This is a genomic window from Streptomyces sp. NPDC031426, from assembly GCF_055581585.1.
In genome coordinates this window covers 338,531-363,566 of the sequence record NZ_JBVIJE010000001.1, presented here as the reverse complement: position 1 = coordinate 363,566, position 25,036 = coordinate 338,531, and the positions used below count along the sequence as shown (strand labels likewise).

Genomic DNA, 25,036 nt, shown 5'->3' with positions numbered 1-25,036 from the left:
CCGTGCGGCCGGGGCGGAGCGGGAAAACCGGGGGTCGATCAGCTTCCGAGCGCGTCGGTGAGCGTGTCCACGACGCGCTGCTGCTGGTCGGGGGTGATCTGCGGGTAGAGCGGCAGTGACAGGATCCGGTCCGCCGCGCTCTCGGCGTTCGGGAAGTCGCCGCGGGAGTGGCCGAGATGGCGGTAGGCCGGCGTGAGGTGGACCGGGGCGGGGTAGTGCACCCCCGCGCCGATGCCCTCCGCGTTGAGCTTGCCGACGACGGCGTCGCGGTCCGCGCCGGTGACCTGGACGACGTACAGGTGCCATACGTGGACGTTGCCGGCCGCCGTCGTCGGCAGTACGACCCGGCCGGCGGCCGCCAGGTCGGCGAGCAGCGCGTGGTAGCGGGCCGCGGCCGCGCGCCGAGCCGCGTTGCCGTCCGCCAGCCGGGCCAGCTTGGCGCGCAGGACGACGGCCTGGAGTCCGTCCAGACGGCTGTTGAACCCTGGCACGTCGTGGCGGTACTTGGCGACGCCGCCGTGGTTGGCGATCGCGCGTACCTGGCCTGCGAGTTCCTCGTCGTCGGTCAGCACCGCGCCCGCGTCGCCGTACGCGCCGAGGTTCTTGCCCGGGTAGAAGCTGGTGGCCGCGATCCCGCCGCTGCCGGGCGTGTGGCCGTCGCGGGTGGCGCCCTGGCACTGGGCGGCGTCCTCGACCACCCGTATCCGGTCGGGCAGTCGGCCGGACAGCGCCGTCACATCGGCCATCTGCCCGTAGAGGTGCACGGGTACGACCGCGCGGGTGGCCGGGCCGATCGCGTCCAGTGCGGCCTGGGGGTCGAGCAGGTAGGTGTCGGGCAGGCAGTCGGCGAGGACCGGTCGGGCGCCGGTTCTGGCCACCGCGCCCGCGGTGGCGATGAAGGTGTTGGCGGGTATCACTACCTCGTCGCCGGGCCCCACCCCGCTGGCGCGGAGGGCGAGTTCGACGGCGTCGGTGCCGTTGGCGACGCCCACGCAGTGCGCCACATCCCCGAAGTCCGCGTATTCACATTCGAACTGGCGGACCTCGTCTCCTCCGATGAACGCGGTGCCGGCCAGGATCCGTTCGAACCCGGCCCGTACCTCGTCGGCGACTTCCTCGTGGGCCGCCTTGAGGTCCACGAGCGGAATCCGGTTCATGTCAGCGGTCCCCCCACTGTTCGCGTCGCAAGTTCGTCGAGCGCAGGCGCTTCCGCCCCGCGCAGCCGCCGGGCCGGGCTCCCCACCCAGACCTCGCCCGGCGGAATGTCGCCGAGCACGCTGCTCCCCATCCCGATCAGCGACCAGGCGCCGACCGTCGTACCCTCCCTGACCAACGCCCCGGAGCCCACATAGGCACCCCGCTCCAGCCGTGCGCCCCCGCCCATGCGGACGCCGGAGGCGAGCGTGGCGAAGTCCTCGACCACGTCGTCGTGGGTGAGGACGACCTGCGGCATCACCGCGACATGTGCGCCCACCCGCACGGCTGCGGTCAGGACGCAGTGTGCGAGCAGCACCGAGCCGGGACCGATCCCGGAGGTCGCCGACACCACCGCCGTCGGGTGGATCACGGTGGCGTAGCGGTCCGCGGGCAGGCCGAGCCTGCGGACCAGCCGGGCGCGGGCCGCGTAGTCCCTGGGATTGCCCACGCAGATCACCACCCGGGCCTCGGGCAGGACGTGGACCAGGTCGCAGCCGCCGAGGACGGACACGCCGTCCACCTCGGTGCCGTGCAGGGCGGGGTTGTCGTCCAGGTGCCCGAGCAGCTCGAACTCGCCCGTGTCCCGTACAGCCTGCGCGGTCTCCCGGGCGAAGCCGCCCGCGCCGACGATCAGCAGCCCGCTCATCTTCGCGCCTGTTCGTGCAGCGCTGCCACGACGCGGTCCTGCTGGGCCTCGGTCATCGTGTGGAACAGCGGCAGGATCAGCGAGTCGTGGGTGATCCGCTCGGTGACCGGGAGGGGCGCGCGGGGGTGGTCCGCGTAGGCGGGTTCGAGGTGGGCGGCCATGATCCCGCGCCGGGCGGAGATACCGGCCGCGGCGAGCGCGGCGAGCAGGTCGTCCCGGCCGACGGGGAAGTCCTCGTCCAGCAGCACCCAGTAGGACTGGAAGTTGCTCTGCCCGTGGGCGGGGTCGCGTACGGGGGTGAGGCCGGGGACGTCGTGCAGCAGCGTGTCGTAGCGGGCCGCCAGTTCGCGGCGGCGGGCGATCATCGCCTCGAGTCTGCCGAGCTGGACCAGGCCGATCGCGGCCTGGACGTCCGTCATCCGGTAGTTGTAGCCGACCTCCAAGTAGCTCTCCAGGACCGGCTTGTTGCTCGCATGGCGCTCGGCCGCCGAGGCGCTCATCCCGTGCTCGCGCAGCCGGCGCAGGCGGGCCGCCCACTCGGCGTCGTCGGTGGTGATCATGCCGCCCTCGCCGGTGGTGACGAGCTTGCGGGGGTGGAAGGACCAAGCGGCGATCAGCGCACCGTGCCCGACGGGCTTGCCCCCGACGGACGAGCCGATGGCGCAGGCCGCGTCCTCGACCAGGGGCAGGTCCCAGTCGGCGCAGGCGGCGCGCAAGGCGTGCACATCGGCGGGTGCGCCGCCCTGGTGGACGGCGAGGACGGCCCTGGTGCGGGCGGTGCGGACCGCGTCCACGGTGGCCACGGTCAGGTTGCCGGTGGCGAGGTCGACATCGGCGAACACCGGCTCGGCGCCGACGTACCGTACGGCGTTGGCGGTGGCGATGAACGACAGCGAGGGCACCACGACCTCGTCGGCGGGGCCGAGGCCGAGCGCGACCAGCGACAGGTGCAGGGCGGTGGTGCAGGAGCTGACGGCGACGCCGTGCTCGGCGCCCACCCGCTCGGCGAAGGCCTGCTCGAAGGCGGCGACCCGGGGGCCCTGGGCGACCCACCCGGACAGCACCGCCTCGGAGGCGGCCCGGGCCTCCTCCTCGCCGAGCCAGGGGATCATCACCGGGATGCGGTCGGTGCTCACTTGGCCGCCTCCCGCTCCGCGCGCCACCACTCGACCAGGTCCCGCAGCCCGGTGCGCAGGTCGATCCGCGCCGTGAACCCGAGCCGCTCGGCGGCCTGTGAGGTGTCCGCGAGCCGCCGTACCACCGAGTTGACGCTGCGGGCGGGCCCGTGCACCGGCTCCAGCCCGGTCGCCCCCATCGCCTCCAGCAGGCCCTCGGCGAGCTCCTTCAGCGAAGTCTCCGTGCCGCTGGCGATGTTGAACACCTCATCGGTGAGATCCGACTCGGCGGCCAGCACATTGGCCCGGGCGATGTCGCGGACGTCGACGAAGTCCATGGTCTGCGTGCCGTCGCCGAGGATCAGCGGCGGCTCGCCCGCCTCGATGCGCTCCATCCAGCGGATGAGCACCTCGGTGTAGAGGCCGTGGATGTCCATCCGGGGGCCGTAGACGTTGAAGTAGCGCAGCGCCACGTAGTCCAGGCCGTACATGGCGTGGAAGCTGCGCAGCATGCCCTCGTTGAAGGCCTTCGCCGCGCCGTAGAAGGTGTCGTTGTTGTACGGGTGGTGGCGCTCGGTCGTCGGGAAGGTCTCGGCCATGCCGTAGACGGACGCCGAGGAGGAGGCGACCACCTTGGCGACCCCGGTCTCGGCCGCCGCCTCCAGGACGTTGAAGGTGCCGTCGACCAGGACCTCGTTGGCGAGCCGGGGTTCCTCCGCGCACTGGGTGATGCGGATCGCGGCGAGGTGGAACACCAGGTCGGCGCCTTCGGTGACCTTCCGTACCGCGGCGGCATCACGGACGTCGCCCTCGACGATCTCCACGACGCCGCTGGGCAGGGCCTGGGCGAGGTTGGCCCGCCGCCCACGCACGAAGTTGTCCAACACCACGATCTCGCGGGCGCCGCCCTCGGCCAGGAGGTCGACGAGGTTGGAGCCGATGGTGCCCGCTCCCCCGGTGACCAGGATCTTCTTGCCTCGTACGCTGCTCAACTGCCGTGCCCTCTCAGTGTGTTCGATCTGCTCAACGCCCGGCGCGCAGGCCGACGACCGCGCCCTTGAATTCGAGGCTCCGGGACGCGGCCTCGAGAATGTCCAGCACGCGCAGGCCCGCCCGGCCGTCGGTCAGCGGAGGCCGCCCGTTCCTGATCGCGTCGCCGAACTCGTCGACCATGCCGCGCAGCGCCTCCTTCTCCCCGATGGCGGGCGCGACCATGTCTCCGGAGCGGTACGAGACGAGCATGTCCCGGCGCTCGTCGTCGCCGATCTCCTGGGGGGAGGCCAGGTCCACGCCCCGGTCGTAGATGGCCACCCGCTGCAGGGGGTTGAGGTCGTCCCAGACCAGGGTGCGTTTGGCGCCGCCCACCATGGTGGTCCGCACCTTCGTCGGGGACAGCCAGTTGACGTGCACGTGGGCGATGGCTCCGGTGCTGAGCGTGAGCGTCAGATAGGCCACGCAGGCCTGTCCGGCACCGATCGGGTCGGCTCCGTGGGCCGCGACGGCGACCGGCTCCACGTTGTCGGGGAGGATGAAGTCCAGGATCGACAGGTCGTGGGGGGCGAGGTCCCACAGGACGTCGATGTCCTTCTGGACGAGCCCGAGGTTGATCCGGACCGAGTCGACGAAGTGGATCTCGCCGAGTTCGCCGGAGCGGACCAGCTCCCGGATGCGGCCCACGGCCGGCGTGTAGCAGTAGGTGTGGTCGCACATCAGGGTGAGCCCGCGCTCTTCCGCCTCGGTCACCAGGCGCATCCCGTCGGCGTAGGTCGCCGCGAGCGGCTTCTCCACGAGGACGTGCTTGCCGGCGCGCAGGGCGGCCAGGGCGATGTCGAGGTGGGTGCCGGCGGGCGTGGCCACGGCGACGGCGTCCACGGAGGGGTCGGCGAGGACGGCCGCGTAGTCCGCGGTGGCCTCGACCGTCGAGTAGCCGCCGAGGACCCGTCGGGCCCGGTCCACGTCGAGGTCGCACAGCCAGCGCAGCCGGAACCGCTCGCTGGCCTGGAAGTTGCGGACGAGGTTGGGGCCCCAGTAGCCGGCCCCGACGACCGCGACCCCCAACGGCTGCGTGGTCTGCGTCACTTGGTTCCTCTCCCCTTGGTCCATCGGTAGGCGGTCCGTCCGCAGGCGGTGCATCAGTAGGCCCCCGTTCCCCGCACCACGGCGGACCCGGTGCGCAGCAGGATCGACAGGTCCAGGCTCATCGACCAGTTGTCGACGTATCCGAGATCGAGCCGGACCGCCTCCTCCCAGGGCAGGTCGGAGCGGCCGCTGACCTGCCAGAGTCCGGTGAGGCCGGGCTTGACGAGCAGCCGGCGCTTGATGTCCGGCGTGTACGCCTCCACCTCTTCGGGCAGCGGTGGGCGGGGGCCGACGAGCGACATGTGGCCCCTGACGACGTTGAGCAGCTGTGGCAGTTCATCGAGCGAACTGCGGCGCAGGAACGAGCCGACGCGGGTGATCCGCGGATCCTCCTTCACCTTGAACAGCAGGCCGTCGCTGTTCTGATTGAGGTGCTCCAGTTCCGCCCGCAGGGCCTCCGAGTCCGGCCGCATCGTGCGGAACTTCAGCATGGTGAAGTGGTCGCCGTACCGGCCCACCCGTTGCTGTCTGAACAGGGCGGGCCCGGCGCTGTCCAGCCGGACGATCAGGGCGACCAGCAGCATGGGCAGCGCGAGGAACAGCAGGAGCGCCGCGGCGAGCGACCGGTCCAGCAGTTCCTTGGGCAGCCGGGAGGTCCGGGAGAGGTTCGGCGGCTGGATCCGCAGCAGCGGCACCCCGTTGGTGGGCCGTACCGCCAGCCGGGAGGCGGAGACGTCGGCCAGCACGGGAGCCAGCAGGAAGTCGACGCCCTGGGCGGCCGCCGTCCAGGCCATCCGGCGCAGGACGGAGGCGTCGGTCCCGGGTAGCGGCAGTGCCACCACGGTGGTGATGCCCAGGGCCCGGACGACGTCGTCCATGTCACCGACGCCGCCGAGGAAGGGGAGCCCCAGCTTGCGTATCTCCGCGGCGTTCTGCGGATCGCTCAGGCACACTCCGGCGGCCTGCAGTTCCTGTACGCCGCCGCGCCGCAGCACGGTGAGCATCTCCACGATGCCGCGTGCCGGGCCGACCAGCAGTGTCGTGCTGCGGTCCCGGCCCCGCGTCCACCGCCTGTGCAGCCGGCGGCGCAGCGTGTACCGGATCGGCAGGGCGATCGCGGCGGCCGGTGCCGCGGCCATGGTCATGTCATGAAGGAGGGCTGAATCACGCGTGAACAACCAGTACGCGAGGGCGGCCAGCGCCGGCAGCGCGACGGCTCCGCGCAGCACCCGACGGTATTCCTCGCTCCCCAGGCCGAAGGCACTGCGATCGTAGGAGCGATGGGCCAGCATCGCGATGATCCATGTCGGGGGCAGCGCCAGGGCCACCGCCCAGCGGCCGTACGCCCCGTGGATCACTAAGCCCGCGGCAACGGCTGCGAGCCCGTCCGCGACCAGCAGGACTGTCCGGTACTTCCGTTCCCAGCGTCTTCGGCGAGCCTCTGGACGTCTGTGCTCCACGACCAGTTGCTCATGCGTGACCTCAATGGTCATGCGCCCCCCACCACATGCGCGGCTCCCCCTGACCACACGCAACTGCACACGTGATCGCAAGTGCGCAGCCAGGGCTGAATCAGCACCGCATGTGTCTCCTCAGCACAGCGGCACTGGAAAACGAGTGAGCCTTCAGCGGTTCCCCAACCGCCTCATGCCCCCAGCATGTTGGTTACTGCCTGTGTCGTACCCGGTTCATGACGCCGTACATTGACATGCCGTCAAGGACAAGTCACCCTCCCAAACCGGTCCGGCGGACCTCAATCTAGACCACGTGACGCAGTCACGGGAACAGTTGGACGAAACACGCAGCGCAATGGCGACTTCGAGGCCATACTGCCCGGGTGACGAGCATCGTGATCCCGGCCCACAACGAGGCACGCGTCATCGGCCGGCTCCTCGATTCGCTGCTGGCCGACTCCTCCGCGGACGAGACCGACATCGTGGTCGTGTGCAATGGCTGTACGGATGACACCGCGGGGATCGCGGCCGCTCGCGGTCCGCGCGTCCGGGTGGTCGAGATCCCCGTCCCTTCCAAGCACGCCGCCCTGCGGACGGGGGACGATCACGCGCGCGGCTTCCCCCGGCTCTACGTGGACGCCGACGTCGTGATCACGGGCGCCGACGTACGGGCACTGACCGAACCCCTGACCGACGACACCTCGGGCATCCTCGCCACGGCCCCGGAACGGCGGATCACGCTGGCCGCGTGCGCCTGGCGGGTGCGCGCCTACTACCAGGTGTGGCAGCGCCTCCCAGCCGTACGCGAGGGGCTGTTCGGCCGGGGAGTCATCGCGGTGTCCAAGGCCGGGCAGGCCCGGATCGCCGCGCTGCCGCCGCTGATGGCGGACGACCTGGCCGCGTCACTGGCGTTCGCCCCCGAGGAGCGGCTCGTGGTCCGCGCGGCCGGCGTCGTGATCCAACCGCCGCGCACCTGGCCGGACTTGATCAAACGGCGGATCCGGGCCGCGGTGTCCACCGCACAGGTCGAACAGCATCAGGGACCGCAACGAGCCTCGGCACGCACGAGCAAGGCGGATCTGAAAGCCCTGCTGCGCGGGGAGCCGCGCCTCTTCCCGGGTGTCGTGATCTTCGTCGCGGCGGCGGTCGTCGCCCGGCGGGGTGCCCGAAAAGCCATCAGGGCACAGGACTTCGGCACCTGGCTACGGGACGAGAGCAGCCGGCAGAACTGATCACATCGCATCTGGAGCCTTGTCTTGTATCTCACCGATCGCTCCGCGCCCGCCGGGGCGGACACCGACCGGGGCCGAAGACGCGGTCCGGGGGCCAGGGTCGCCCCGGTCGTGCTCGTGCTGGGCGCGGTCAGTCTGATCACCGACATCTCCTCGGAGATGGTCACCGCCGTCCTGCCGCTCTACCTCGTCACCGCACTCGGCTTCAGCCCGCTGGGCTTCGGCACCCTCGACGGCGTCTACAACGGCGTCAGCGCGCTGGTCCAGCTCACCGGCGGCCACCTCGCCGACCGGGTGCGGGGCCACAAGCTGCTGGCCGGGCTCGGCTATGGACTGTCCGCACTGTGCAAGCCGCTGCTGCTGATCGCCGGCAGCCTCGGCACGCTCGGAACGGTCCTGGCTCTGGAACGGACCGGCAAGGGCCTGCGCACCGCCCCGCGCGACGCGATGATCTCCCTGGCCACTCCGGCCCAGAACCAGGGCCGGGCCTTCGGCGTGCACCGGGCGATGGACACCACCGGGGCGATGCTCGGACCGCTGACCGCCTTCCTCATCCTGCGCGCGGCGGCCGACGGCTACGACGCCGTGTTCGGGGTGAGCGCGTGCGTCGCCGCCCTCGGCGTGGTCGTGCTGGTGCTGTTCGTGCCGGGCGGGCGTCGGAGCGAGCAGCGTGCGGTCCAGCGCAAGCCGCCCGTCCACGTACGCGAGGCACTGGCGCTGCTGCGGCTGCCGCGGCTGCGGGCGCTCGCCGGCTGTGCCGCGCTGCTCGGCCTGACCACCGTCAGCGACGCCTTCGTGTATCTGCTCCTCCAGCGGCGCGCGGGTGTCGGCGAGCAGTGGTTCACGCTGCTGCCGCTGGGCACGGCCACCGTGTTCCTGCTGCTGGCCATGCCCGTCGGGGCGCTGGCCGACCGGGCCGGACGGCGCACCGTGTTCCTCGCCGGGCACGTGGGTCTGCTCATCGCCTACGCCCTGCTGCTGTGGGCCCCGGACACACCCCTCCTCGCCCCTGGCGTCCTCGCCCTGCACGGCACGTTCTACGCGGCCACCGACGGCGTGCTCCCCGCCGCCCTCGCCGGCCTCGTGCCCGAGCATCTGCGCGCCAGCGGTCTGGCCATCGTCGGCACCGGCCAGGCGCTGGCCCGGTTCTGCTGCTCCCTGGCCTTCGGCGCCGCCTGGACCGCGTGGGGAGACGGCCCGGCGCTGGCCGGCTCGGCGGTCGGGCTGCTGTGCTGCGCGGCCGTCGCGAGCGTGGTGCTGCGGCCGACCGGCAGGACCCGATGACCACCACAGACACAAGCATCCGGATGACATCGCCGCGCCGCCGTCTGCTGATACTCGTCGCGGCGGTCCTGATGCTCGCGGGCCTGGGCACCGGCGTGGTCCTGCGCGCCGCCGCCCGCGCGGACCGGGCGAACCAGCCGCAGTCGGGCGATCCCGCCGTCAGCGCGGGCAAGCTGACCCTCGGCCAGCAGGGCCGCCTCGCCTTCCTCAACGCGGCCCCTGGTCCGCACCGCACCGCGGTCGCCTCGGTACCGTCCACGGACCCGAAGGGCGGGCGGACCGCCTCGGGACTGAAGTGCGCGCGCTTCTACGCGGCCGCCGGCACGGGCATCTGCCTCCAGTCGAATCCCGGTGTCCTCAGGCAGAGCAACCGCGCGCTGCTCCTGGACGCCGATCTGCGCGCCAAGCGCGCCTTCCCGCTCGCCGGCACCCCCAGCCGGGCCCGGGTCTCGCCCAGCGGCCGTTTCGTCGCCTGGACCGTCTTCGTCTCCGGCGAGTCCTATTCGTCCGCGTTCTTCTCCACCCGGACCTCGATCCTGGACACCCGGACCATGCGGCTGACTCCCAGCCTGGAGACGTTCTCCGTCATCAAGGACGGCGAGCCCTACCACGCCTCGGACATCAACTTCTGGGGCGTCACCTTCGCCTCCGACGACGACACCTTCTACGCCACCGTCAACACCGCCGGCAAGACCTATCTGATCCGGGGTTCGATCTCCCGGCGTACGGTCACCACCCTGGTCGAGAACGTGGAGTGCCCGTCGCTCTCCCCCGACGGGACCCGCGTCGCCTTCAAGAAGCGGGTGTTGTCCCGGACCGACCTCTGGCACGAGTACGTCCTCGACCTGCGCACCCTGCACGAGACGGCGCTGGCCGAGCGCCACAGCGTCGACGACCAGGCGACCTGGCTCGACGACCACACCGTCGCCTACGCACTCCCCACGAACGGCGAGGTCGGCAGCAGTGATCTGTGGAGCGTGCCCGCGGACGGCTCGGGAACCCCGCACCTGCTGATCCCGGGGGCCTCTTCCCCCGCGCCGCTGTAGTGCCCGGCGCGATCACTGGAAGTAGACGAGAATGCGTCCGCTGTTGCCCGTGTCGACCTCGCGCCGGACGTACAGCCTCCTGATGTGCTTCTGGTCCAGGAACGCGAGCACGCGAGCCCTGAGTCGCCCGGAACCCTTGCCCGGAATGATCTCCGCAACGGGCTCGCCCGAATGGTTCGCCTTGAAGAGGAACTGACGCAGCGCCAGTTCGATGTCGCGGTTGTTGCGGAAGATCGGATGGAGATCGAGCGACAGCATGGGGAACCTCCCGGTGATGCGGCACGGCTGTCCGAGCACGGTCCATCATCGACTCTCCCCCGCACTGCCTGCTCCGGCCATACGGTATGCCGCCATGCGAAAATACAATGCCACCAAGTGGAAAAGTGGGGTGGGGTTGAGTATGCGGCGCCATAGTCGCTCGGCCGGGGTCCGAGGTTCGCGATCCGCGTGCTGCGCGGCCTCGCGCAGGTCATGTTCATCGACGATCCCGACCGGGCGATCGATCTCCGCTGGCGGCATCAGCGGGATGCCCTGCTGGCCCAGGGAGCGGATCACGCCACTGTTTCCGCTCTTGCGGTGGCCGTGGGCACGGATCGGGTGCAGCCGGGACGGCACGGTCAGGCGCTGTTCGCGACGCACGGGCGCCTTGCCCTGGTGGAGGAGCTGCCCGAGCCGCCCGTGCGGGACACGGCCCGGCTCGACGCACTCCCCGACGCGGCACCACTGGCCGTACAGCATGCGCCGGACATTCCGTACCTGGCCGTGGCCCTCACCTGCGGCGGCGAGCGGGCCCCGGACGATGGCACCGGAGACCATGTCCCGGGCGACTACGTGCTGGTCGTCTCGGAAGCCGGGCGGTGGCCCACCGGCAGGGTCAGGCCGGAACACCGGCTGAGTCACCGGATTCCGGCCGACGGATGGCGGCGCGCCGCCCGCCCGAGGTCGCCCGGGACCTCGGCGATCTCGCACAGCGGCACCGCGCCGAGTCGATCGTGGTGTGCCGGGCCCGGGAGGACGCCTGGGCGTCGGGGGTGCTCGTGAACCGCTGGCCCGACTCGCTGCGGAACCGGGTGGCGGTCGTGGAGGACGACTGCGTCACCGGTCCGGAGGCCGCCGCCGTCCCGACCCTGCTGGAGGCGCACACCGCTCGGGTGCTGGAAGGGCACCTGAGCGCGGCGGACCAGCAGCAGCTGGACACGTTTCTGGCGCAACGCGCCCGCCGCCCCGGGCAATCGGAGGGCGTCGCCGCGGCCGTCGGCGCTCTGCAACAGGGTCAGTCCCGCGCCCTCCTCCTCGACCGCCGCGCCCGGCTCTCCGAGCGGCTCTGGCTGGGCAGGGAGCCGCCGCAGATCGCGCTGTCCGCCGCGGACCTGGAGACCTTCGGAGCGACGGCCGTCGAGGAGGAACCGGCCCTCACGGCCTTGCTGTACGCCGCCGTCCGCACCGGGGCCGAACTGATCGTGCTGCCGCCGGACCGCATCGATGTGACCGACGGACTGGGTGTCCTGCTGCGCTATCCGGCTGTGCCGGGCGGGGATCCACAGTAGGCCGTATCGATCCACCAGGTCGGCAGAGGAGCGCCGCGCGCCCTGTCGGCGGCGCCGCCGCCGGAGGGCGGTTGGTGCCATACGGCGCGGGTACCCGGGCGCGCGTGGAGTGGCAGCGGGGGCAGGACTCACCGGGAGCGTTCCAGGTGACCTCCGGATCAACCTGCCGCAGGGAGCACCACTGGGGAGCGAATCATGACGTCCACCGAATTCCTCGCCACCGTGCGGGAGCACGGAGAATACAGCGACCTCGACGAGGCAACCCGCGTCACCGAAGCCGTCCTCTGCACGCTCGGCGACCGGCTGCAGCCCAGCGCTGCGGATCATCTCGCGGATCAGCTGCCGCTGGAGATCGGCGATTTCGTCACCGGCGTGGGCAACACCGGACGGACCTGGGGTGTGGAGGAGTTCGTCCGTCAGGTGGCCCGGGCCGCCGCCGAGGACGAGACGACCGCCCGGAGGGACGCGGAAGTGGTCCTCACCGCCGTGGGCGACACCGTGTCGGGCGGTGAGCTGCACAAACTGCTCAGCCTGCTGCCGAGCGGATACGCCGCGCTGTTCGGCCATCCCGAGCTGACCTGACGGGTCTTCGTTCAACTCTCGCCGGGCAGGTCAGGGCGGTTGATCGCGGCTCACCGACACCCGGCCGCCGCCGTCCACCGCGGGCGTCACACGCCCGCAGGCCAGGTCTGCTCCTCCCGGCTCTCTTCGGCCAAGGGGTGCAGCGGGGTGAGCGCGTGGGTGCGGTCGAGGTAGCAGAACGCGTCGTAGCGCTGGGCCAGGACCGTGGGGACGTAGTTGCCGACGGGGTCGTACTGCGGCCGGTACACGACGCCGATCGCGCGGTGACCGTGCTCCTCGTGGAACCACTCGCCCCGGCCGGAGGAGGGCGGGCGCTGGAGCTGCACATGCGGGAAGACGAACAGCGCCCGCTCGCCGGGCAGCGCCCGGTGCAGCAGATCCTCCACGCTGCCGGTGCGCGCCGGCGGCACGCTCATGATCCTGGGAACATCGCCCCACGCGTCCGCGGCGATCACGGTGCCGGAGTGCGAGCCGAACCCGACCAGCACCACACCCCGGCCCATGTGCCGCTCGCGCACCAGTTGGCCGACGTTGACCTCGCCGACGTCTACCATGTCCGTGGCACGCGCATCGCCGATGTGGGTGTTGTGCTCCCACACCACCGCCTTGGCGTCGGGGCCGTAATGCTCCATCAGCCGGTCCAGGGTGTCGGCCATGTGGCGGTCCCGGATGTTCCACGACTCGGGGCCGCTGTCGAGCATGACCCGGTAATAGGCCTCGGCCCCGGCCAGCACCTCCGCGTTCTGTCTGGCTGCGAACTCCGCGAGCGAGCCGTCCACGGCCGCCGCCTGCGCGGCCCGCCGCCGAAGCTCGGTCAGCAGAGACACCACCTGGGGTTCGCAGCTCTCCGGCACGTAACGGGTGGCCAGCGCGTACGCCTGCGGATCCTCCGCATAGGGCTCGAAGCAGGGGAACGTCTCCAGGGCGTGTTCCACCTGGCCGGGATCGTGCTCGCGCAGATGGCCCAGCACCGCGTGCAGCGATTCCCACAGGCTGTACACGTCCAGCCCGAAGAAGCCCACGCGCCGCTCGGGCGGCAGGCCCTCATTGTGCCGGCGCAGCCACCGGGTGAAGGCGGCCACATCGGCGTTTCCCCACATCCATGACGGCCAGCGCCTGCAGCCCTCCAGTACCTCGCCGGGGTCCTCGGGCGCGTCCGGCGCCGCGACGACGGAGCAGTGCACGGCCTGGCAGTCCGGCCAGTCGCCCTCCACCGCGACGAAGGAGAAGCCCTTCTCCTCGATCAGCCGACGCGTCATCACGTCGCGCAGCTGGTAGTACTCCGCGGTGCCGTGGGAGGCCTCGCCGAGCAGTACATAGCGGGCGTCGCCGATGCGCTCCATCAGCGGGTCCAGCGACGCCGGGTCGGTCAGCGGCAGGGCCTGGCTGTGGATGCGGTCCAGGTCGGTGTCGGGCACGGATGCTCCTCTTTCCGCGGATGCCGCATCGGGTTCCCGCGGCGCCGCAGCCGAAACGGCGTGTCCAGCGCGTCGCCCCGCACCAGGGAACGGCCGCGCGCGGAGCGAGCGTGCCAGCACCCCGCGAAGCCATGATCCTCAGCCTGCGCTACGGCTGCACGCCGGGCATCCGCGCGCACTGCAGCAGGTGGCCGACCAAGTGGGGCCGCCCGGGAACGCGTGCGCCGGCTGGAGAAGCAGTCGCTCGCCCGGCTGCGGGCACGGGCGAGCGGCTGCTGGACTGGGCGAGCTGACGGCACACCGCTCCGGCTGCTCACCGCCGGGCGCTGTTCAGGTCCGTTTCGAGCTGCCGGCCGCGGGGGCGGTGTTCACGCCCGGGTGTCGGGCCCCGCCGTCCCGCCGAACGTCGTGTGCCGCATCCGGCGCGGCCCGGATCCCCGGTGCCGGCCGGTGTGTGTGGCACCGCCCACCATGATCGCCAGGCCGATGCAGAAGATGAGCGCCAGCGCGAGTCCGGAGCTGAACAGGGCGAGACCGCTCATGGTGGCGACGTCGTGATCGAGGACGGACACCGTGTACTCGGGCCCGCCGGACAGGTTGCCCGCGATCGCGAGGGCCGTGAAGGCGCCCGCGCCCGCGAGAAGGAGCAGTCCGATGAACCGCATACCAGTCATCTCCTCGCACGGGGGTGTGTCAGCCTGGCGGGTACCCCGCGCCGTGCCGGTCATCCCGTGCGGTTCGGCCGTATGTCCCTGCCCGCGCCGGGTACTCCGGTCGCATGGCCGGTATCGAACTCAGAAGTGCAGCCTTCAGTGATCACACCATGATCCCCCGTCACCATGCCCATGACGCGGACAACGTCTCGCCGCCGCTCGCCTGGTCCGGAGTACCGGACGACGCGGCGGAGCTGGCCCTGCTGTGCGAAGACCCGGACGCGCCGTCCGGAACCTTCGTGCACTGGCTCGTCACCGGCATCGACCCCCATGTCGGGGGCTTGGACGCCGGCGAGACACCACAGGGCAGCCAGCCGCATCGCAACGGCTTCGGGGAGCGGGGCTGGGGTGGCCCGCAGCCCCCGGTCGGAGACGACGCCCACCGCTACTTCTTCCGGATCTACGCCCTCCCCGCCCCGGTCTCGCTGCCCGACCGGGCCAGCGCCGACGACGTACACGCCGTCCTCGACCGGGAGCAGCTGGCCAGCGGCACGATCGTCGGGCTCTACCAGCGCTGACGTCGGCGGCAGCATGCCCGTCACCCCCCTCTGCGCTGGGCCGTGCCCGGCGCCTCCCGCCGCACCCCCGGGCCCAGGTCCGGCGATTCGGGCAGGGCCCAGGCACGGCATGAACAGGCGCCGCCCGCGGACACCGTCCCCCGGCAGCGCCCCCGCTTCCCCGGCAGGGCCGGGAGGAGTTCCTCGACCGGATCGCTGCCCGTGGCGTGAAGTGCCGTGACTCCCCCGGACCCGGCCGGCCCGCCCTTCCCCCAGGACGTCGACATCTCCTCCCAACGACGGGGGGTTGGGTCGTATGCGCAGCCGTGCCGTCGGGCGACCGCGGCCGCAGATGCCCGAGGTCGTCCTGGTGCAGGGCATGGACGGCCGACTGCCTGCTGCCCGGTCTGGCCACGCTCAGCGGGCGGACCCGCACCCACCTACTGAAGCTGCCGGGCTTCGCGGCGATCTCCTCGTCACTGAGCGGGGCCGGGTGCGTCCGTGGCACGGCTGGGCCGCTCGGGCATCGGGGCGGGCTCCGCGAACAGCGTGCCGAACTCGTCCGGCAAGGCGCCACGCAGGTCCGCCGCCAGGTCCGTGTCGTCCGCCGAGAGCCGGGAGACGACCGTCTGCGCCAGGAACAGCGCCTGCTCCGGAGTGGCACCCACCGGCCGGGCGACATCGGCCAGCAGTTCGTCGAGCCGCATGGCGGAGTCGTCCACCTCGGCGGCGCCGTACACCAGAGCCCCGCGTTCATGGGCCGGTACGGCCTGGCGCAGATGTTCACGGTGCGGTGCGTCCAGACGGCGGCTCAGCGCTGCGAGGACCAGGTGCACGGCTGCGTCGGCGGCCTCCGTGTCGCCGAGCCGGGCCCGCGACGACACCTCTTCCACCAGATGCCGATGGGTGATCATGCTGCCTCCCACTGGTCAGGACGGGGTCATGCCCGAGGGGGCCGAGCGGCGCCCCTGAGGGCCCCGTTGCCACGGGTGCCCGTGAGACCGACGCATACACGGGCACGGCGGCGCCGAGGCTCACGCCGTCCGGCCTCGGCGCCGCTGCCGTGCTCGTCGTTCCGCATTACGGGGTAGGGACTTGCTCGTCGTCGTCGACTGCACGCTGCGCTGGCCCACGACCAGGATCGACGACCGGTACCTGTTCCAGTTCGGCGCCCTCGGCAACGCCACGCGCGAGGAATACCGCCAGGGCGGTCCCCGTGTGGCCGGCCTGCTCGCCCGCTACGGCGCCCCGGTGCGCCGCTGGGATCCGCCCGCCGCCGACGGCGAGAGCCCGGAGGCGGAATGGGGCCTGGATGCCACGCTGCTCGACGACATCCGCGCCTGCGCCGGACGGCACCGGCTCGATGCCCATCTGCTGCGCTTCGACACGCGACAACGGCTCAGTCCCGCCGTGGCCGACCTCTATCGATCCTGGTACGCCGACCGTGGCCTGCCCACCGGGCGGCTCCTCGTCGAGTCGTTCCTGCTGCTCGAACCCCGGTGGACGCTGCGCACCGGATCGGTGCCGTACTGGACCGTCTTCGGCACGGAGGCTGCCCGCGCGGGCCTCGAGTCCTACCTGGACGCCTCCGCCCCGTACGACGAGATCCGGATCCTGCTGTTCAACCACGGCACCGACTCCATCGGGCTGGCCGCGCAGGCCTGGCAGCGTACGGCCGTCCGCGCAGGCAAGATCGGAGTTCTGACCGGCGTGGACGCCGCCGCACACCCACACGACTTCGCCGGCTTCGTCCGCTCGCACCGGGAACTCAGCAAGATCCGCAGGCGCTGTCCGATGCCGCTGCCGCTCGACGCCGCCGACGCGGTCGCGGCACTCTCCGCCCGGGACGACATCGTCTGGCGTCCGGTGACATGAAGCGCACGCGCTGTACGCCGGGTGCCCATCGCTGACAGGAACGGTCCACCGACGGTTCAGTGCCGCTCGAGGCGTGGCTGGAACGCTGCCGGTGACGAGCCGGGCACGGACCGGCGTCCGGATCAGCAGGATGGTGGTGCGTCAGCATGCAGGACAAGGCCGCTCTCTCGACAACCGCGCTCGACTTCGGTGTCGTTCGTCGACGTCCCGACGCGCCTCGCGCTCCTCGGGAGCCGAGGTCCGACCCTCTCGCCCTCACGACTCAGGCCGTGCTCTTCGGCCACATCCTGGATCTGTCGCTCACCGGTGCGCGTTCCCGGAGGGAGGCGGAGGCGGAGGCATCCGGCGAGTACCGGTTTCCGTACGCGGGCTGACTCGCGCGGGAACTCGTGACGGCGCCGCCGTCCCGGACCGTCCGGGACGGCGGCGCCGTCATCGGTTTGCGGGCGTCACACCTGCAGCAACCGCTCCCAGTCCACGGTGCGGGCCCACTGCTCGAAGGTGTGCCAGGACACCTCCGGATACGCGGCACGCAGCGCCATCCGGTCCACGAAGTGGGTGTTCTCCTCGAAGCGCTGGAACATTGCGGCGACCTCGTCGCCGGCCCACTGCCGCACCTGCTCGATCGGCATCTGGTGGTAGGGGATCTCCTTGCCGAGCACAGCGCTGAGCGCAGCCGCCGCCTGTGTCCCGGTCACGCTGTCGGAGGCGAGATCGATCCGCCTGCCGGCCAGGTCCTCGGGGTTCTCGATGGCGTGCACGGCCAGGCCCGCGATGTCCAGCACCGTCACCTGGTCCAGCTTCTTGCCGGGCGACAGCGGCATGGCGAGCCGACCGCCCGCCAGTCCGTTGAACCTGACGTTGAGCATGTTCTCCATGAAGTAGACGGGGCCGAGGACGGTCGCGCGCAGCTCGTCCTTCTGCCGCAGATACGCCTCGATCTGCTGCTTGCTGCCGGCATGGGCGACCTGGCTGTCGACGATGCGGTCGGCTCCGCGCAGCGAGGAGTACACCAGGTGCGCGCCCGCCTGCGCGGCGGTGTCGACCAACAGCCGCCCCTGGGTGACCTCCTGCTCCTTGCCTCCGGGGCCGAACGGCAGTGAGAGACCGAACACCGCGTCCACGCCGGTGACGGCCTTGGACAGTGCCTCCGCGTCCGCAGGGCTGCCGGCGACCGGGCGGGCGCCCAGGTCGGCCAGCGCGCGAGCCGCGGGGGAACCGGTGTCGCGGGTCAGGGCGAGAACGTCATGGCCTCGCCGCAGCAGCAGTTCGGTGACCGCCCTGCCCTGCTTGCCCGTGGCGCCGATGACGAGAACCGTGGTCATGCGTACTCCTTGTCCAACGTGGTCAAGAGTGCTTGTCGTGTGCGGTGAAGGCCGCACGCTGTGCCCGCTCGGTGACGAAGAGCAGGACCGTGGGGACGATCGCCATGACGGCGGCGACGATGACCCAGCCGAAGGTGTCCCCGAAGGCCTGGGCCCGGCCGGACGGGCTTACCTGACCGGCGAGTTGGTGGGAGAGGACGATGGTGAGGACGGCGGTGCCGATCGAACCGCCCACCCGCTGCAGGACGTTGAGCTGAGGTGTCGCGTCCTTGATCTTCTGCGGCGGCAGTGTGCGGTAGGCGGAGGTCATCACCGGGGTGAGGGACAGACCGATGCCGGCTCCTCGCGTGGCCATGGCGATGGCGAGCAGCGGATAGGAGGTGCCGGCGGTGAGGAAGAGGAAGGGGATCGTGCAGACCGCGGCGATGACGCCGCCGAGCAGCGCGGTCGTTCCCCCGCCCAGCTTGTCCGTCAGTGGCGCCGCCAGCCGGTTGGCGGCCAGCGCGCCGACTCCGCTCGGCACCAGCAGCAGCCCGGTGCTGACGACGTCCTCGCCACGGACGATCTGGAAGTACAGCGGCAGCAGGATCATGCCGCCGAACAGGGCGACACCGAGGCTGAACATGGTCAGTGCCGCGGCGCTGAACAGCCGGTTGGCGTACAGCCGCATGTCCAGCAGCGGATGGGGCACGCGCAGCGACCGCACGACGAACAGGGCGAGGAACCCGACCGCGGCCACGAGCACGGCGATCGAGCGGGCGGTGACCTCGGCCCGGGTGCCGATGTCGGCCAGACCGTAGGTCAGTCCGACCAGTCCTCCGGCGGCGAGCACCAGGCCCGGGATGTCGAGGGGCCCGGCCTCCGAGCCGCGGTCACGGGGCAGCAGCCGCCGGGCGAGTACGGCGCCCACCAGGCCCAGGGGGATGTTGATCCAGAAGATGGACTGCCAGCCAGCGCCCTTTACCAGTAGTCCGCCGATGAGCGGGCCGATCATCGGGGCGAGCACGATCGGGATGCCGACCATGCTCATCACGCGCGCCATTTGTGACCGGTCGGCCATGCGGGTCCAGATGATCGTGCCGACCGGCATGATCGCCCCGCCGCCGAGACCCTGCAGGGCCCGGCTCGCCACCAGTTGGCCGATGCTGCCCGACAGCGCGCAGCATGCGGAACCGAGGGTGAACACCAGCAGCGACACGAGGTAGAGCCGCGCGGCACCCAGCCGTTGGGCAGCCCAGGCGGTCACCGGGATGACCGCGCCGAAGGCCAGCAGATACGCGGTGACCGTCCACTGCACATCGGTGAGCGGTACGGCCAGGTCGGAGGCGACGGTGTCCAGCGCCACGTTGACGACGGTGGAGTCGAGGAACGAGAGCGACGCGCCGATCATGATCACGCCTATGGCGCGTCGTAACGCGGGTGAGAAGGGCACCGGTGCGGTGGCCTGTGCGGTGCCTTGCGTGGGGACAGCGCTCATGTCGCCCATTGTTAGACAGCTGTCGAGCGAAGTCAAACGTCTGTCTAAGCCGTAATCTTGGCCCATGACGACCGCCGATTCCCGCTCCGCCGCCTCGCCCCGCCGCACGCCACGGCGTGCCCGGACCCCCGAGGACCGGCAAGTCGACGCCGAGCGCACCCGCGCGGCCCTGCTCGATGCCGCCCTGGAGGAGTTCGCGGCCCGTGGTTTCACGGGGGCCCGCGTACGCGACATCGCCGCACGCGCGGGTGTCAGCAAGGACCTCGTCAACTACCACTTCGACAGCAAGGAGGGGCTGTACCTGGCGGTGCAGCGCGCCTGGCTGCAACGCGAGGCGGCCTTCGCCGACCAGTCGCTGCCGCTCGCCGAACTCGCCGCCAGGTACCTGGACGACGCGCTCCGCGATCCGCGCCCCATGCGGCTGCTCGCCTGGCGCGGGCTCTCCGAGCCACAGGACACCGCCGCCGCCCGGCCTCCCGCCGAGCCCGAGGACCTGTCCGGCGTACGCCGCCGTCAGGAGGAAGGCGAGGTGGCTCCCGGTCTCGACCCGGCGTCACTCCGCCTGGTGCTGCTCGGCGCGGTGGCGGCTCCCGTGGTGTTCCCCGACATGGCACGCCGGTTGTTCGGCACCGGCATCGACGACCCGGACTTCCGCGCCCGCTACGAACGAGGCCTCCGCGACCTCGTCCGCCAACTGGCCCCGGGTGGCGCGGGAGAGGACGGCGGCGGGGAGAAGGGCGGCGCGGGGGGCGTCGGCGAGGAGTAGAGCACGCCGCGGGAAGTGGCGCCGTAGCAAGGGCACGGCACCGCAGGAAGAAGTCGTACGAAGGCACACCGACCGCACCGTGGGACTCCGCACCGGGCCGGTGAGCGCGCCGCTGGACCACGGCGCGCACGCCCTCCGCTCAGGGCCTCGTCGCAGCACGCCCGGAGGAACGCTCCCGCCTGTCGGCGCGCCGCAGACGGACCAGGGCGAAAAGCGGCCGGGCTCCTGCCCCGGCCGCACCCCGACCCACCTCCACCGCCCACGCCGCCCCCAGCCGCACCTGGAGCCGGCCTCCGCCACCTCTCCCGGCCGGGGCAGGTCCGGAGCCGCCTCCGCCGCCCGCCCCGGTCGCACCCGGACCCGCCTCCACCGCACCAGCCCGGCACCCACCCGAACGCCCCCGACCCACCTCCACACCCACGCCGCCGCCAGCCGCACCTGGAGCGGTCCCTGTCACCTCTCCCGGCCCCGGATCTCAGCCCCGCTGCCCCATGACCGCGTCGGCCAAGGCCAGTTCCGCGTAGGCACGGGCGGCCGGCTCGAACTGCAGGACCGCGTGGGCCGAGCCGGTGTTGGCGTCCCGCCAGAAGCGGGCCAGGGAGCCCGTCTCGCTCGCGCCGCTGGTGCCCGCGTTGCGGAACAGCTCGTTGACCGCGGTCACCACGATGTCGGCCGCCAGGGTCTGGTCCCGATGGGCGCGGGCGGCCACCAGCGGGGTGATCCCGCCTCGGTCCGCTTCCTTCGCCGCGCGTTCCAGAAGCAGTTGGGCCGCGTCGATCTGCCCGGCCGTGCGGGCAAGCACCGCGTCGGTGGCGGCCTCACTGACGCCGAGCAGCCGGTTCGTGGACGGTGCCGCCCGCTTCTGGGCGACCTTGGCCGTCCACTGGGCCAGCGCACCGCGGGCGGCGCCCAGCACGGGGGCGGCGAAGGAGAGTCCGCTCACCGCCTTCAGCGGCACCGCGTGGCAGGCGGGCGACGACCCCGGAGCCCGGCCGGAGATCACATCGTGCCGCGCCACGGAGTGCTCGGCGGGTACGAAGGTGGGCTCCAGCACCAGCGTGTCGCTGCCGGTGGCCCGCATACCCGTCATGAACCAGCTCTCCTCGACGGTGTAGGCCGCCCGCGGCACCAGCAGGAAACGCACCTCGTTGCCACCGTGGGCCAGGGGCACCGGGCAGCACAGCATGGCGTGGTCCGAGAAGTGGACCCCGCTCATGTACGGCCAGCGGCCGCTGAGCAGCCAGCCGCCTGCCACCGGCTCCGCGGTGCCCGCGGGCAGCAGCGCCCCGACGAGGAAGACGTCCGGGCCCTCACCCCAGATGACACGCTGCGCCTCCTCGGGCAGGAATCCCGCCATCCGGCCGATGGTGGCCGCGATGGAGGCGCACCAGGCGGCCGAGGGGTCCCCCTCGGCGACCGCGGCCACATCGCGCACATGGTCGTCGAAGGTTCCCTCGCTGCCACCCCAGCGGGCGGGCACGAAGTGCCGGGCGAAACCGGCGCCCCGGATCGCCTCGTACGTCTCCGGGGACAGCCGGCGGTCGAGCTCCGCCTTCGCGGCGTGCGCGGCGGCGAGTTCGGCCAGCGCGCCGACGGCGCCGTCGGCCGGCCGTGACGCCTCCTCGTTCGTTCGGCGTTCCATCAGGAATCCCTCCTCGTGACGGCGGCGGGGACGCGCCGTAGGGCCCGCTCCTGTGCAACGACGGTCGTCCGGTCCGCTCGAGACTGCCTCGCCGACCGCTGGAATCCCTCGGCCGGTCGCCGGAGGCGGGGCGCTACCACCCGGTTTCGAGCCGGGCTCGAGCCGTCCGGCACAGGCTGCTCGACGCGGGCGGCGTTGCCCTACCGCCGACGGTGGACGACCCCGTCGGGCACAGGCGAAAGGAACGCACTGCGATGGTCTGCTCGAAAGAACCCCGTCGTGCCGGAGGTGTGCGGTGACCCGGCGCGTCGTGATCACAGGTATCGGTGTCCGTGCGCCCGGTGGGACCGGAACGAAGGAGTTCTGGGATCTGCTGACCGCGGGCCGTACGGCCACCCGGCGGATCGACTTCTTCGACCCCGGCCCCTTCCGCTCCCAGGTCGCCGGCCAGGTGGTGTTCGACGCCGAGGCGGAAGGTCTGAGCCCGCGGCAGATCCGCCGGATGGACCGCGCCACCCAGTTCGCCGTCGCGTGTACGCGGGAGGCCGTGGTGGACAGCGGGCTGGAGACACGGGCGGGCGATCCGCACCGGATCGGTGTCGCCCTGGGCAGCGCGGTGGCGTCCGCGACCAGCCTGGAGAACGAGTATCTGGTGATGTCGGACGCCGGACGGGAGTGGCTGGTGGACCACGCCTATCTCTCGTCCCACATGTTCGACTACCTCAGCCCGGGCGTGATGCCCGCCGAGGTGGCCTGGGAGGTGGGCGCGGAGGGGCCGGTGACCATGGTCTCCGACGGCTGCACCTCGGGTCTGGACGCGGTCGGCTACGCCGTCCAGCTGATCCGTGAGGGATCGGCCGACGTCATGGTCGCCGGTGCCACGGACACGCCCATCTCACCGATCGTGGTGGCCTGCTTCGACGCCATCAAGGCGACCACCACCCGCAACGACGATCCCGAGCACGCCTCCCGGCCGTTCGACGGCTCCCGCAACGGGTTCGTGCTGGCCGAGGGCGCCGCGATGTTCGTACTGGAGGAGTACGACGCGGCGCGGGCCCGTGGCGCCCGGATCTACGCCGAGGTGACCGGGTACGCGACGCGCTGCAACGCCTACCACATGACGGGGCTGAAGAAGGACGGCCGCGAGATGGCCGAGGCCATCCGGACGGCGCTGGACGAGTCGCGCCTGGACCCCACCGCGGTGGACTACATCAACGCGCACGGCTCGGGCACCAAGCAGAACGACCGCCATGAGACCGCGGCGTTCAAGCGGAGCCTCGGCGAGCACGCCTACGACATTCCGGTCAGCTCCATCAAGTCCATGGTGGGTCACTCGCTCGGCGCCATCGGCTCCATCGAGATCGCGGCCTGCGCCCTGGCCATCGAGCACGGTGTCATCCCGCCCACGGCCAATCTGCACCAGCCCGACCCGGAGTGCGACCTGGACTATGTCCCGCTGACCGCGCGCGAACAACGGGTGGACACCGTGCTGACGGTGGGCAGCGGATTCGGCGGGTTCCAGAGCGCCATGGTGCTCCGGCGTCCGGAAGGAGCCCGCGCATGAGCGGCGCAGCGGTGGTCACGGGGATCGGGGTGACCGCACCCAACGGCCTCGGTACGCAGGAGTACTGGAAGGCCGTGCTCGACGGCCGCAACGGGATCGGCGAGCTCACCCGGTTCGACACGTCGCGCTATCCGGCACGGCTCGCCGGGCAGATCACCGGCTTCCGGCCCGAGGAGCATCTGCCGGGCCGGCTGCTGCCGCAGACCGACGTCTCCACGCGCCTCGCCCTGGTGGCCGCCGACTGGGCGCTCGCCGACGCGGGTGTCGGCCCCGAGGCCCTGGCGGACTACGACATGGGCGTGGTCGTGTCCAACGCCCTGGGCGGTTTCGACTTCACCCATCACGAGTTCCGCAAACTCTGGAGCCAGGGGCCAGAGTTCGTGAGCGTCTACGAGTCGTTCGCGTGGTTCTACGCGGTGAACACCGGTCAGATCTCCATCCGCAACGGGATGCGCGGGCCGAGCGCGGCCCTGGTCGGGGAACAGGCGGGCGGTCTCGACGCGCTCGGTCATGCCCGCCGTACCGTCCGGCGCGGCACCCGGCTCGTCGTCACCGGTGGTGTCGACTCCGCCTTCGACCCCTGGGGATACGTATCCCAGTTGGCCGGCGGACGGGTGAGCACCGTGCCCGACCCGGACGGCGCGTATCTGCCCTTCGACGCCCGCGCGTGCGGCCATGTCCCGGGAGAGGGCGGTGCCCTGCTCGTGGTGGAGGACGCGCGCTCGGCGCGCGAGCGGGGCGTCACGGGCGCCGATGTGTACGGCGAGATCGCCGGGTATGCCGCGACCTTCGACCCCCGGCCGGGTTCCGGCCGTCCGCCGGGGCTGCGCAGGGCGGCGGAGGCGGCCCTGGCCGACGCCGGTGTCGCGCCGGCCGACGTCGACGTGGTCTTCGCGGACGCGGCGGGCAGCGCCGAGTTGGATCGGGCGGAAGCCGCGGCGATCCGCGAGCTCTTCGGCCCGGGTGGCGTCCCGGTCACCGCGCCCAAGTCGCTGACCGGCCGGCTGCACGCGGGCGGCGGCCCGCTGGATGTGGCGACCGCCCTGCTGTCCATCCGCGACGGTGTGATCCCGCCGACCGGCAACACCTCGGACGTCCCGCAGGAGTACGGACTGGACCTCGTCCTGGGGGAACCGCGGGAACGGCCCGTGCGCAGCGCGCTGGTGCTCGCGCGAGGTCACCGCGGCTTCAACGCGGCCGTGGTCGTCCGCGCCGTTCCCCCGATCTTGAGCGGTACGACGGCCCGGCCGCTCCCCGCGGATCGCACCCCGCACGCCTGACAACCGGTCACCCGAACACCAGGAGACATCTCATGACCACCATGACCCTTGACGACCTGCGGCGCATCCTCGTCGAGTGCGCCGGCGCCGAGGACGGCCTCGGCGCCCCGGAGGGGGACGTGCTCGACGCGTCCTTCGAGGAACTGGGCTACGACTCGCTGGCCCTGATGGAGACCGCGGCCCGGATCAACCAGGAATTCGGCGTGAGCATCCCCGACGACGAGATCACCGACGTGGAGACGCCCCGGGCGCTGCTCACCCTGGTGAACGAGGGAATCACGGCCGCGGCCTGATCCC

The 25,036-nt window shown here is 71.9% G+C and carries 25 protein-coding genes; 11 read left to right on the top strand and 14 right to left on the bottom strand.

All coding sequences use genetic code 11. From position 1 onward, the window contains the following. Positions 1-38 precede the first annotated feature (38 nt). The 6 genes from ACZ5NH_RS01825 to ACZ5NH_RS01800 are packed head-to-tail and all read right to left on the bottom strand — an operon-like array spanning position 39 to position 6,530. Positions 39-1,157, bottom strand: coding sequence for a DegT/DnrJ/EryC1/StrS family aminotransferase (locus ACZ5NH_RS01825; RefSeq protein WP_468772418.1), 1,119 nt, complete (start codon positions 1,155-1,157; stop codon positions 39-41). After that, entirely contained in the window at positions 1,154-1,843 is a 690-nt protein-coding gene (locus ACZ5NH_RS01820) for an acetyltransferase (protein ID WP_468772416.1), read from the bottom strand. The genes ACZ5NH_RS01825 and ACZ5NH_RS01820 overlap by 4 nt, the downstream gene beginning before the upstream one ends. Then, the gene (locus tag ACZ5NH_RS01815; protein ID WP_468772414.1) at positions 1,840-2,979 is read right to left on the bottom strand and encodes a DegT/DnrJ/EryC1/StrS family aminotransferase; all 1,140 of its coding nucleotides are present in this window, start codon (positions 2,977-2,979) and stop codon (positions 1,840-1,842) included. The genes ACZ5NH_RS01820 and ACZ5NH_RS01815 overlap by 4 nt, the downstream gene beginning before the upstream one ends. Further along, positions 2,976-3,950, bottom strand: a complete 975-nt coding sequence (locus ACZ5NH_RS01810) for an SDR family NAD(P)-dependent oxidoreductase (protein ID WP_468772412.1) — start codon at positions 3,948-3,950, stop codon at positions 2,976-2,978. Before ACZ5NH_RS01810 ends, ACZ5NH_RS01815 begins: the two co-directional genes overlap by 4 nt. A 31-nt stretch (positions 3,951-3,981) precedes the next feature. Next, entirely contained in the window at positions 3,982-5,037 is a 1,056-nt protein-coding gene (locus ACZ5NH_RS01805) for a Gfo/Idh/MocA family protein (RefSeq protein WP_468772410.1), read from the bottom strand. A gap of 53 nt (positions 5,038-5,090) precedes the next feature. Further along, positions 5,091-6,530, bottom strand: coding sequence for an exopolysaccharide biosynthesis polyprenyl glycosylphosphotransferase (locus tag ACZ5NH_RS01800; RefSeq protein ID WP_468772408.1), 1,440 nt, complete (start codon positions 6,528-6,530; stop codon positions 5,091-5,093). Positions 6,531-6,874: 344 nt separating this feature from the next. On the opposite strand from ACZ5NH_RS01800, the gene ACZ5NH_RS01795 reads away from it, so the two are divergent. From ACZ5NH_RS01795 to ACZ5NH_RS01785, 3 genes are read left to right on the top strand one after another with little or no spacing between them, the layout of a single operon-like run. Beyond that, positions 6,875-7,723, top strand: coding sequence for a glycosyltransferase family 2 protein (locus tag ACZ5NH_RS01795; RefSeq protein ID WP_468772406.1), 849 nt, complete (start codon positions 6,875-6,877; stop codon positions 7,721-7,723). Between the two features lie 24 nt (positions 7,724-7,747). After that, positions 7,748-9,007, top strand: a complete 1,260-nt coding sequence (locus ACZ5NH_RS01790) for an MFS transporter (protein ID WP_468772405.1) — start codon at positions 7,748-7,750, stop codon at positions 9,005-9,007. Next, positions 9,004-10,053 carry a TolB family protein gene (locus ACZ5NH_RS01785; RefSeq protein ID WP_468772403.1) on the top strand — a complete coding sequence of 350 codons (1,050 nt, stop codon included), beginning with the start codon at positions 9,004-9,006 and terminating at the stop codon, positions 10,051-10,053. Before ACZ5NH_RS01790 ends, ACZ5NH_RS01785 begins: the two co-directional genes overlap by 4 nt. 12 nt (positions 10,054-10,065) lie before the next feature. Here ACZ5NH_RS01785 and ACZ5NH_RS01780 read toward each other — a convergent pair whose 3' ends face one another. Both ACZ5NH_RS01780 and ACZ5NH_RS01775 read right to left on the bottom strand, forming a co-directional pair. Beyond that, a complete protein-coding gene (locus ACZ5NH_RS01780; protein WP_451004346.1) occupies positions 10,066-10,311 on the bottom strand; it encodes a Smr/MutS family protein in 246 nt (81 codons plus the stop codon). A gap of 45 nt (positions 10,312-10,356) precedes the next feature. Next, positions 10,357-10,791 (bottom strand): hypothetical protein, encoded by a 435-nt coding sequence (locus ACZ5NH_RS01775; protein WP_468772401.1) that lies wholly within the window; start codon positions 10,789-10,791, stop codon positions 10,357-10,359. Between the two features lie 179 nt (positions 10,792-10,970). Here ACZ5NH_RS01775 and ACZ5NH_RS01770 point away from each other — a divergent pair, with 179 nt between their 5' ends. Then, positions 10,971-11,600, top strand: coding sequence for a hypothetical protein (locus ACZ5NH_RS01770; protein WP_468772399.1), 630 nt, complete (start codon positions 10,971-10,973; stop codon positions 11,598-11,600). Between the two features lie 195 nt (positions 11,601-11,795). Further along, on the top strand, positions 11,796-12,182 hold the full coding sequence (locus ACZ5NH_RS01765) for a DUF2267 domain-containing protein (protein WP_451004349.1): 387 nt from the start codon (positions 11,796-11,798) through the stop codon (positions 12,180-12,182). 86 nt (positions 12,183-12,268) lie between these two features. Here ACZ5NH_RS01765 and ACZ5NH_RS01760 read toward each other — a convergent pair whose 3' ends face one another. Then, entirely contained in the window at positions 12,269-13,600 is a 1,332-nt protein-coding gene (locus tag ACZ5NH_RS01760; RefSeq protein ID WP_468772397.1) for an erythromycin esterase family protein, read from the bottom strand. Between the two features lie 368 nt (positions 13,601-13,968). After that, entirely contained in the window at positions 13,969-14,265 is a 297-nt protein-coding gene (locus ACZ5NH_RS01755) for a hypothetical protein (protein ID WP_388635787.1), read from the bottom strand. A 113-nt stretch (positions 14,266-14,378) separates the two neighbouring features. Between ACZ5NH_RS01755 and ACZ5NH_RS01750 the strand changes: the two genes are divergently transcribed. Beyond that, entirely contained in the window at positions 14,379-14,831 is a 453-nt protein-coding gene (locus ACZ5NH_RS01750) for a YbhB/YbcL family Raf kinase inhibitor-like protein (protein ID WP_450987113.1), read from the top strand. A gap of 455 nt (positions 14,832-15,286) precedes the next feature. Here ACZ5NH_RS01750 and ACZ5NH_RS01745 read toward each other — a convergent pair whose 3' ends face one another. Further along, on the bottom strand, positions 15,287-15,724 hold the full coding sequence (locus ACZ5NH_RS01745) for a DUF2267 domain-containing protein (protein WP_468772395.1): 438 nt from the start codon (positions 15,722-15,724) through the stop codon (positions 15,287-15,289). 181 nt (positions 15,725-15,905) lie between these two features. Between ACZ5NH_RS01745 and ACZ5NH_RS01740 the strand changes: the two genes are divergently transcribed. Next, complete coding sequence (locus tag ACZ5NH_RS01740) at positions 15,906-16,685, top strand: hypothetical protein (RefSeq protein ID WP_468772394.1); 780 nt, start codon at positions 15,906-15,908, stop codon at positions 16,683-16,685. A gap of 449 nt (positions 16,686-17,134) precedes the next feature. Here the strand turns inward: ACZ5NH_RS01740 and ACZ5NH_RS01735 are convergent, their stop codons facing one another. Further along, complete coding sequence (locus ACZ5NH_RS01735; protein WP_468772392.1) at positions 17,135-18,010, bottom strand: NmrA/HSCARG family protein; 876 nt, start codon at positions 18,008-18,010, stop codon at positions 17,135-17,137. 22 nt (positions 18,011-18,032) lie between these two features. After that, positions 18,033-19,487 (bottom strand): MDR family MFS transporter, encoded by a 1,455-nt coding sequence (locus ACZ5NH_RS01730; protein WP_468772390.1) that lies wholly within the window; start codon positions 19,485-19,487, stop codon positions 18,033-18,035. Between the two features lie 64 nt (positions 19,488-19,551). Here ACZ5NH_RS01730 and ACZ5NH_RS01725 point away from each other — a divergent pair, with 64 nt between their 5' ends. After that, positions 19,552-20,253 (top strand): TetR/AcrR family transcriptional regulator, encoded by a 702-nt coding sequence (locus ACZ5NH_RS01725; RefSeq protein ID WP_388630116.1) that lies wholly within the window; start codon positions 19,552-19,554, stop codon positions 20,251-20,253. Positions 20,254-20,728: 475 nt separating this feature from the next. Here ACZ5NH_RS01725 and ACZ5NH_RS01720 read toward each other — a convergent pair whose 3' ends face one another. After that, the gene (locus ACZ5NH_RS01720) at positions 20,729-21,895 is read right to left on the bottom strand and encodes an acyl-CoA dehydrogenase family protein (protein WP_468772388.1); all 1,167 of its coding nucleotides are present in this window, start codon (positions 21,893-21,895) and stop codon (positions 20,729-20,731) included. Positions 21,896-22,190: 295 nt separating this feature from the next. On the opposite strand from ACZ5NH_RS01720, the gene ACZ5NH_RS01715 reads away from it, so the two are divergent. From ACZ5NH_RS01715 to ACZ5NH_RS01705, 3 genes are read left to right on the top strand one after another with little or no spacing between them, the layout of a single operon-like run. Next, complete coding sequence (locus ACZ5NH_RS01715; RefSeq protein WP_388630110.1) at positions 22,191-23,459, top strand: beta-ketoacyl-[acyl-carrier-protein] synthase family protein; 1,269 nt, start codon at positions 22,191-22,193, stop codon at positions 23,457-23,459. Beyond that, the gene (locus ACZ5NH_RS01710) at positions 23,456-24,739 is read left to right on the top strand and encodes a ketosynthase chain-length factor (protein ID WP_468772386.1); all 1,284 of its coding nucleotides are present in this window, start codon (positions 23,456-23,458) and stop codon (positions 24,737-24,739) included. The genes ACZ5NH_RS01715 and ACZ5NH_RS01710 overlap by 4 nt, the downstream gene beginning before the upstream one ends. A gap of 32 nt (positions 24,740-24,771) precedes the next feature. Beyond that, positions 24,772-25,032, top strand: a complete 261-nt coding sequence (locus ACZ5NH_RS01705) for an acyl carrier protein (RefSeq protein WP_388630105.1) — start codon at positions 24,772-24,774, stop codon at positions 25,030-25,032. Positions 25,033-25,036: the final 4 nt, after the last annotated feature.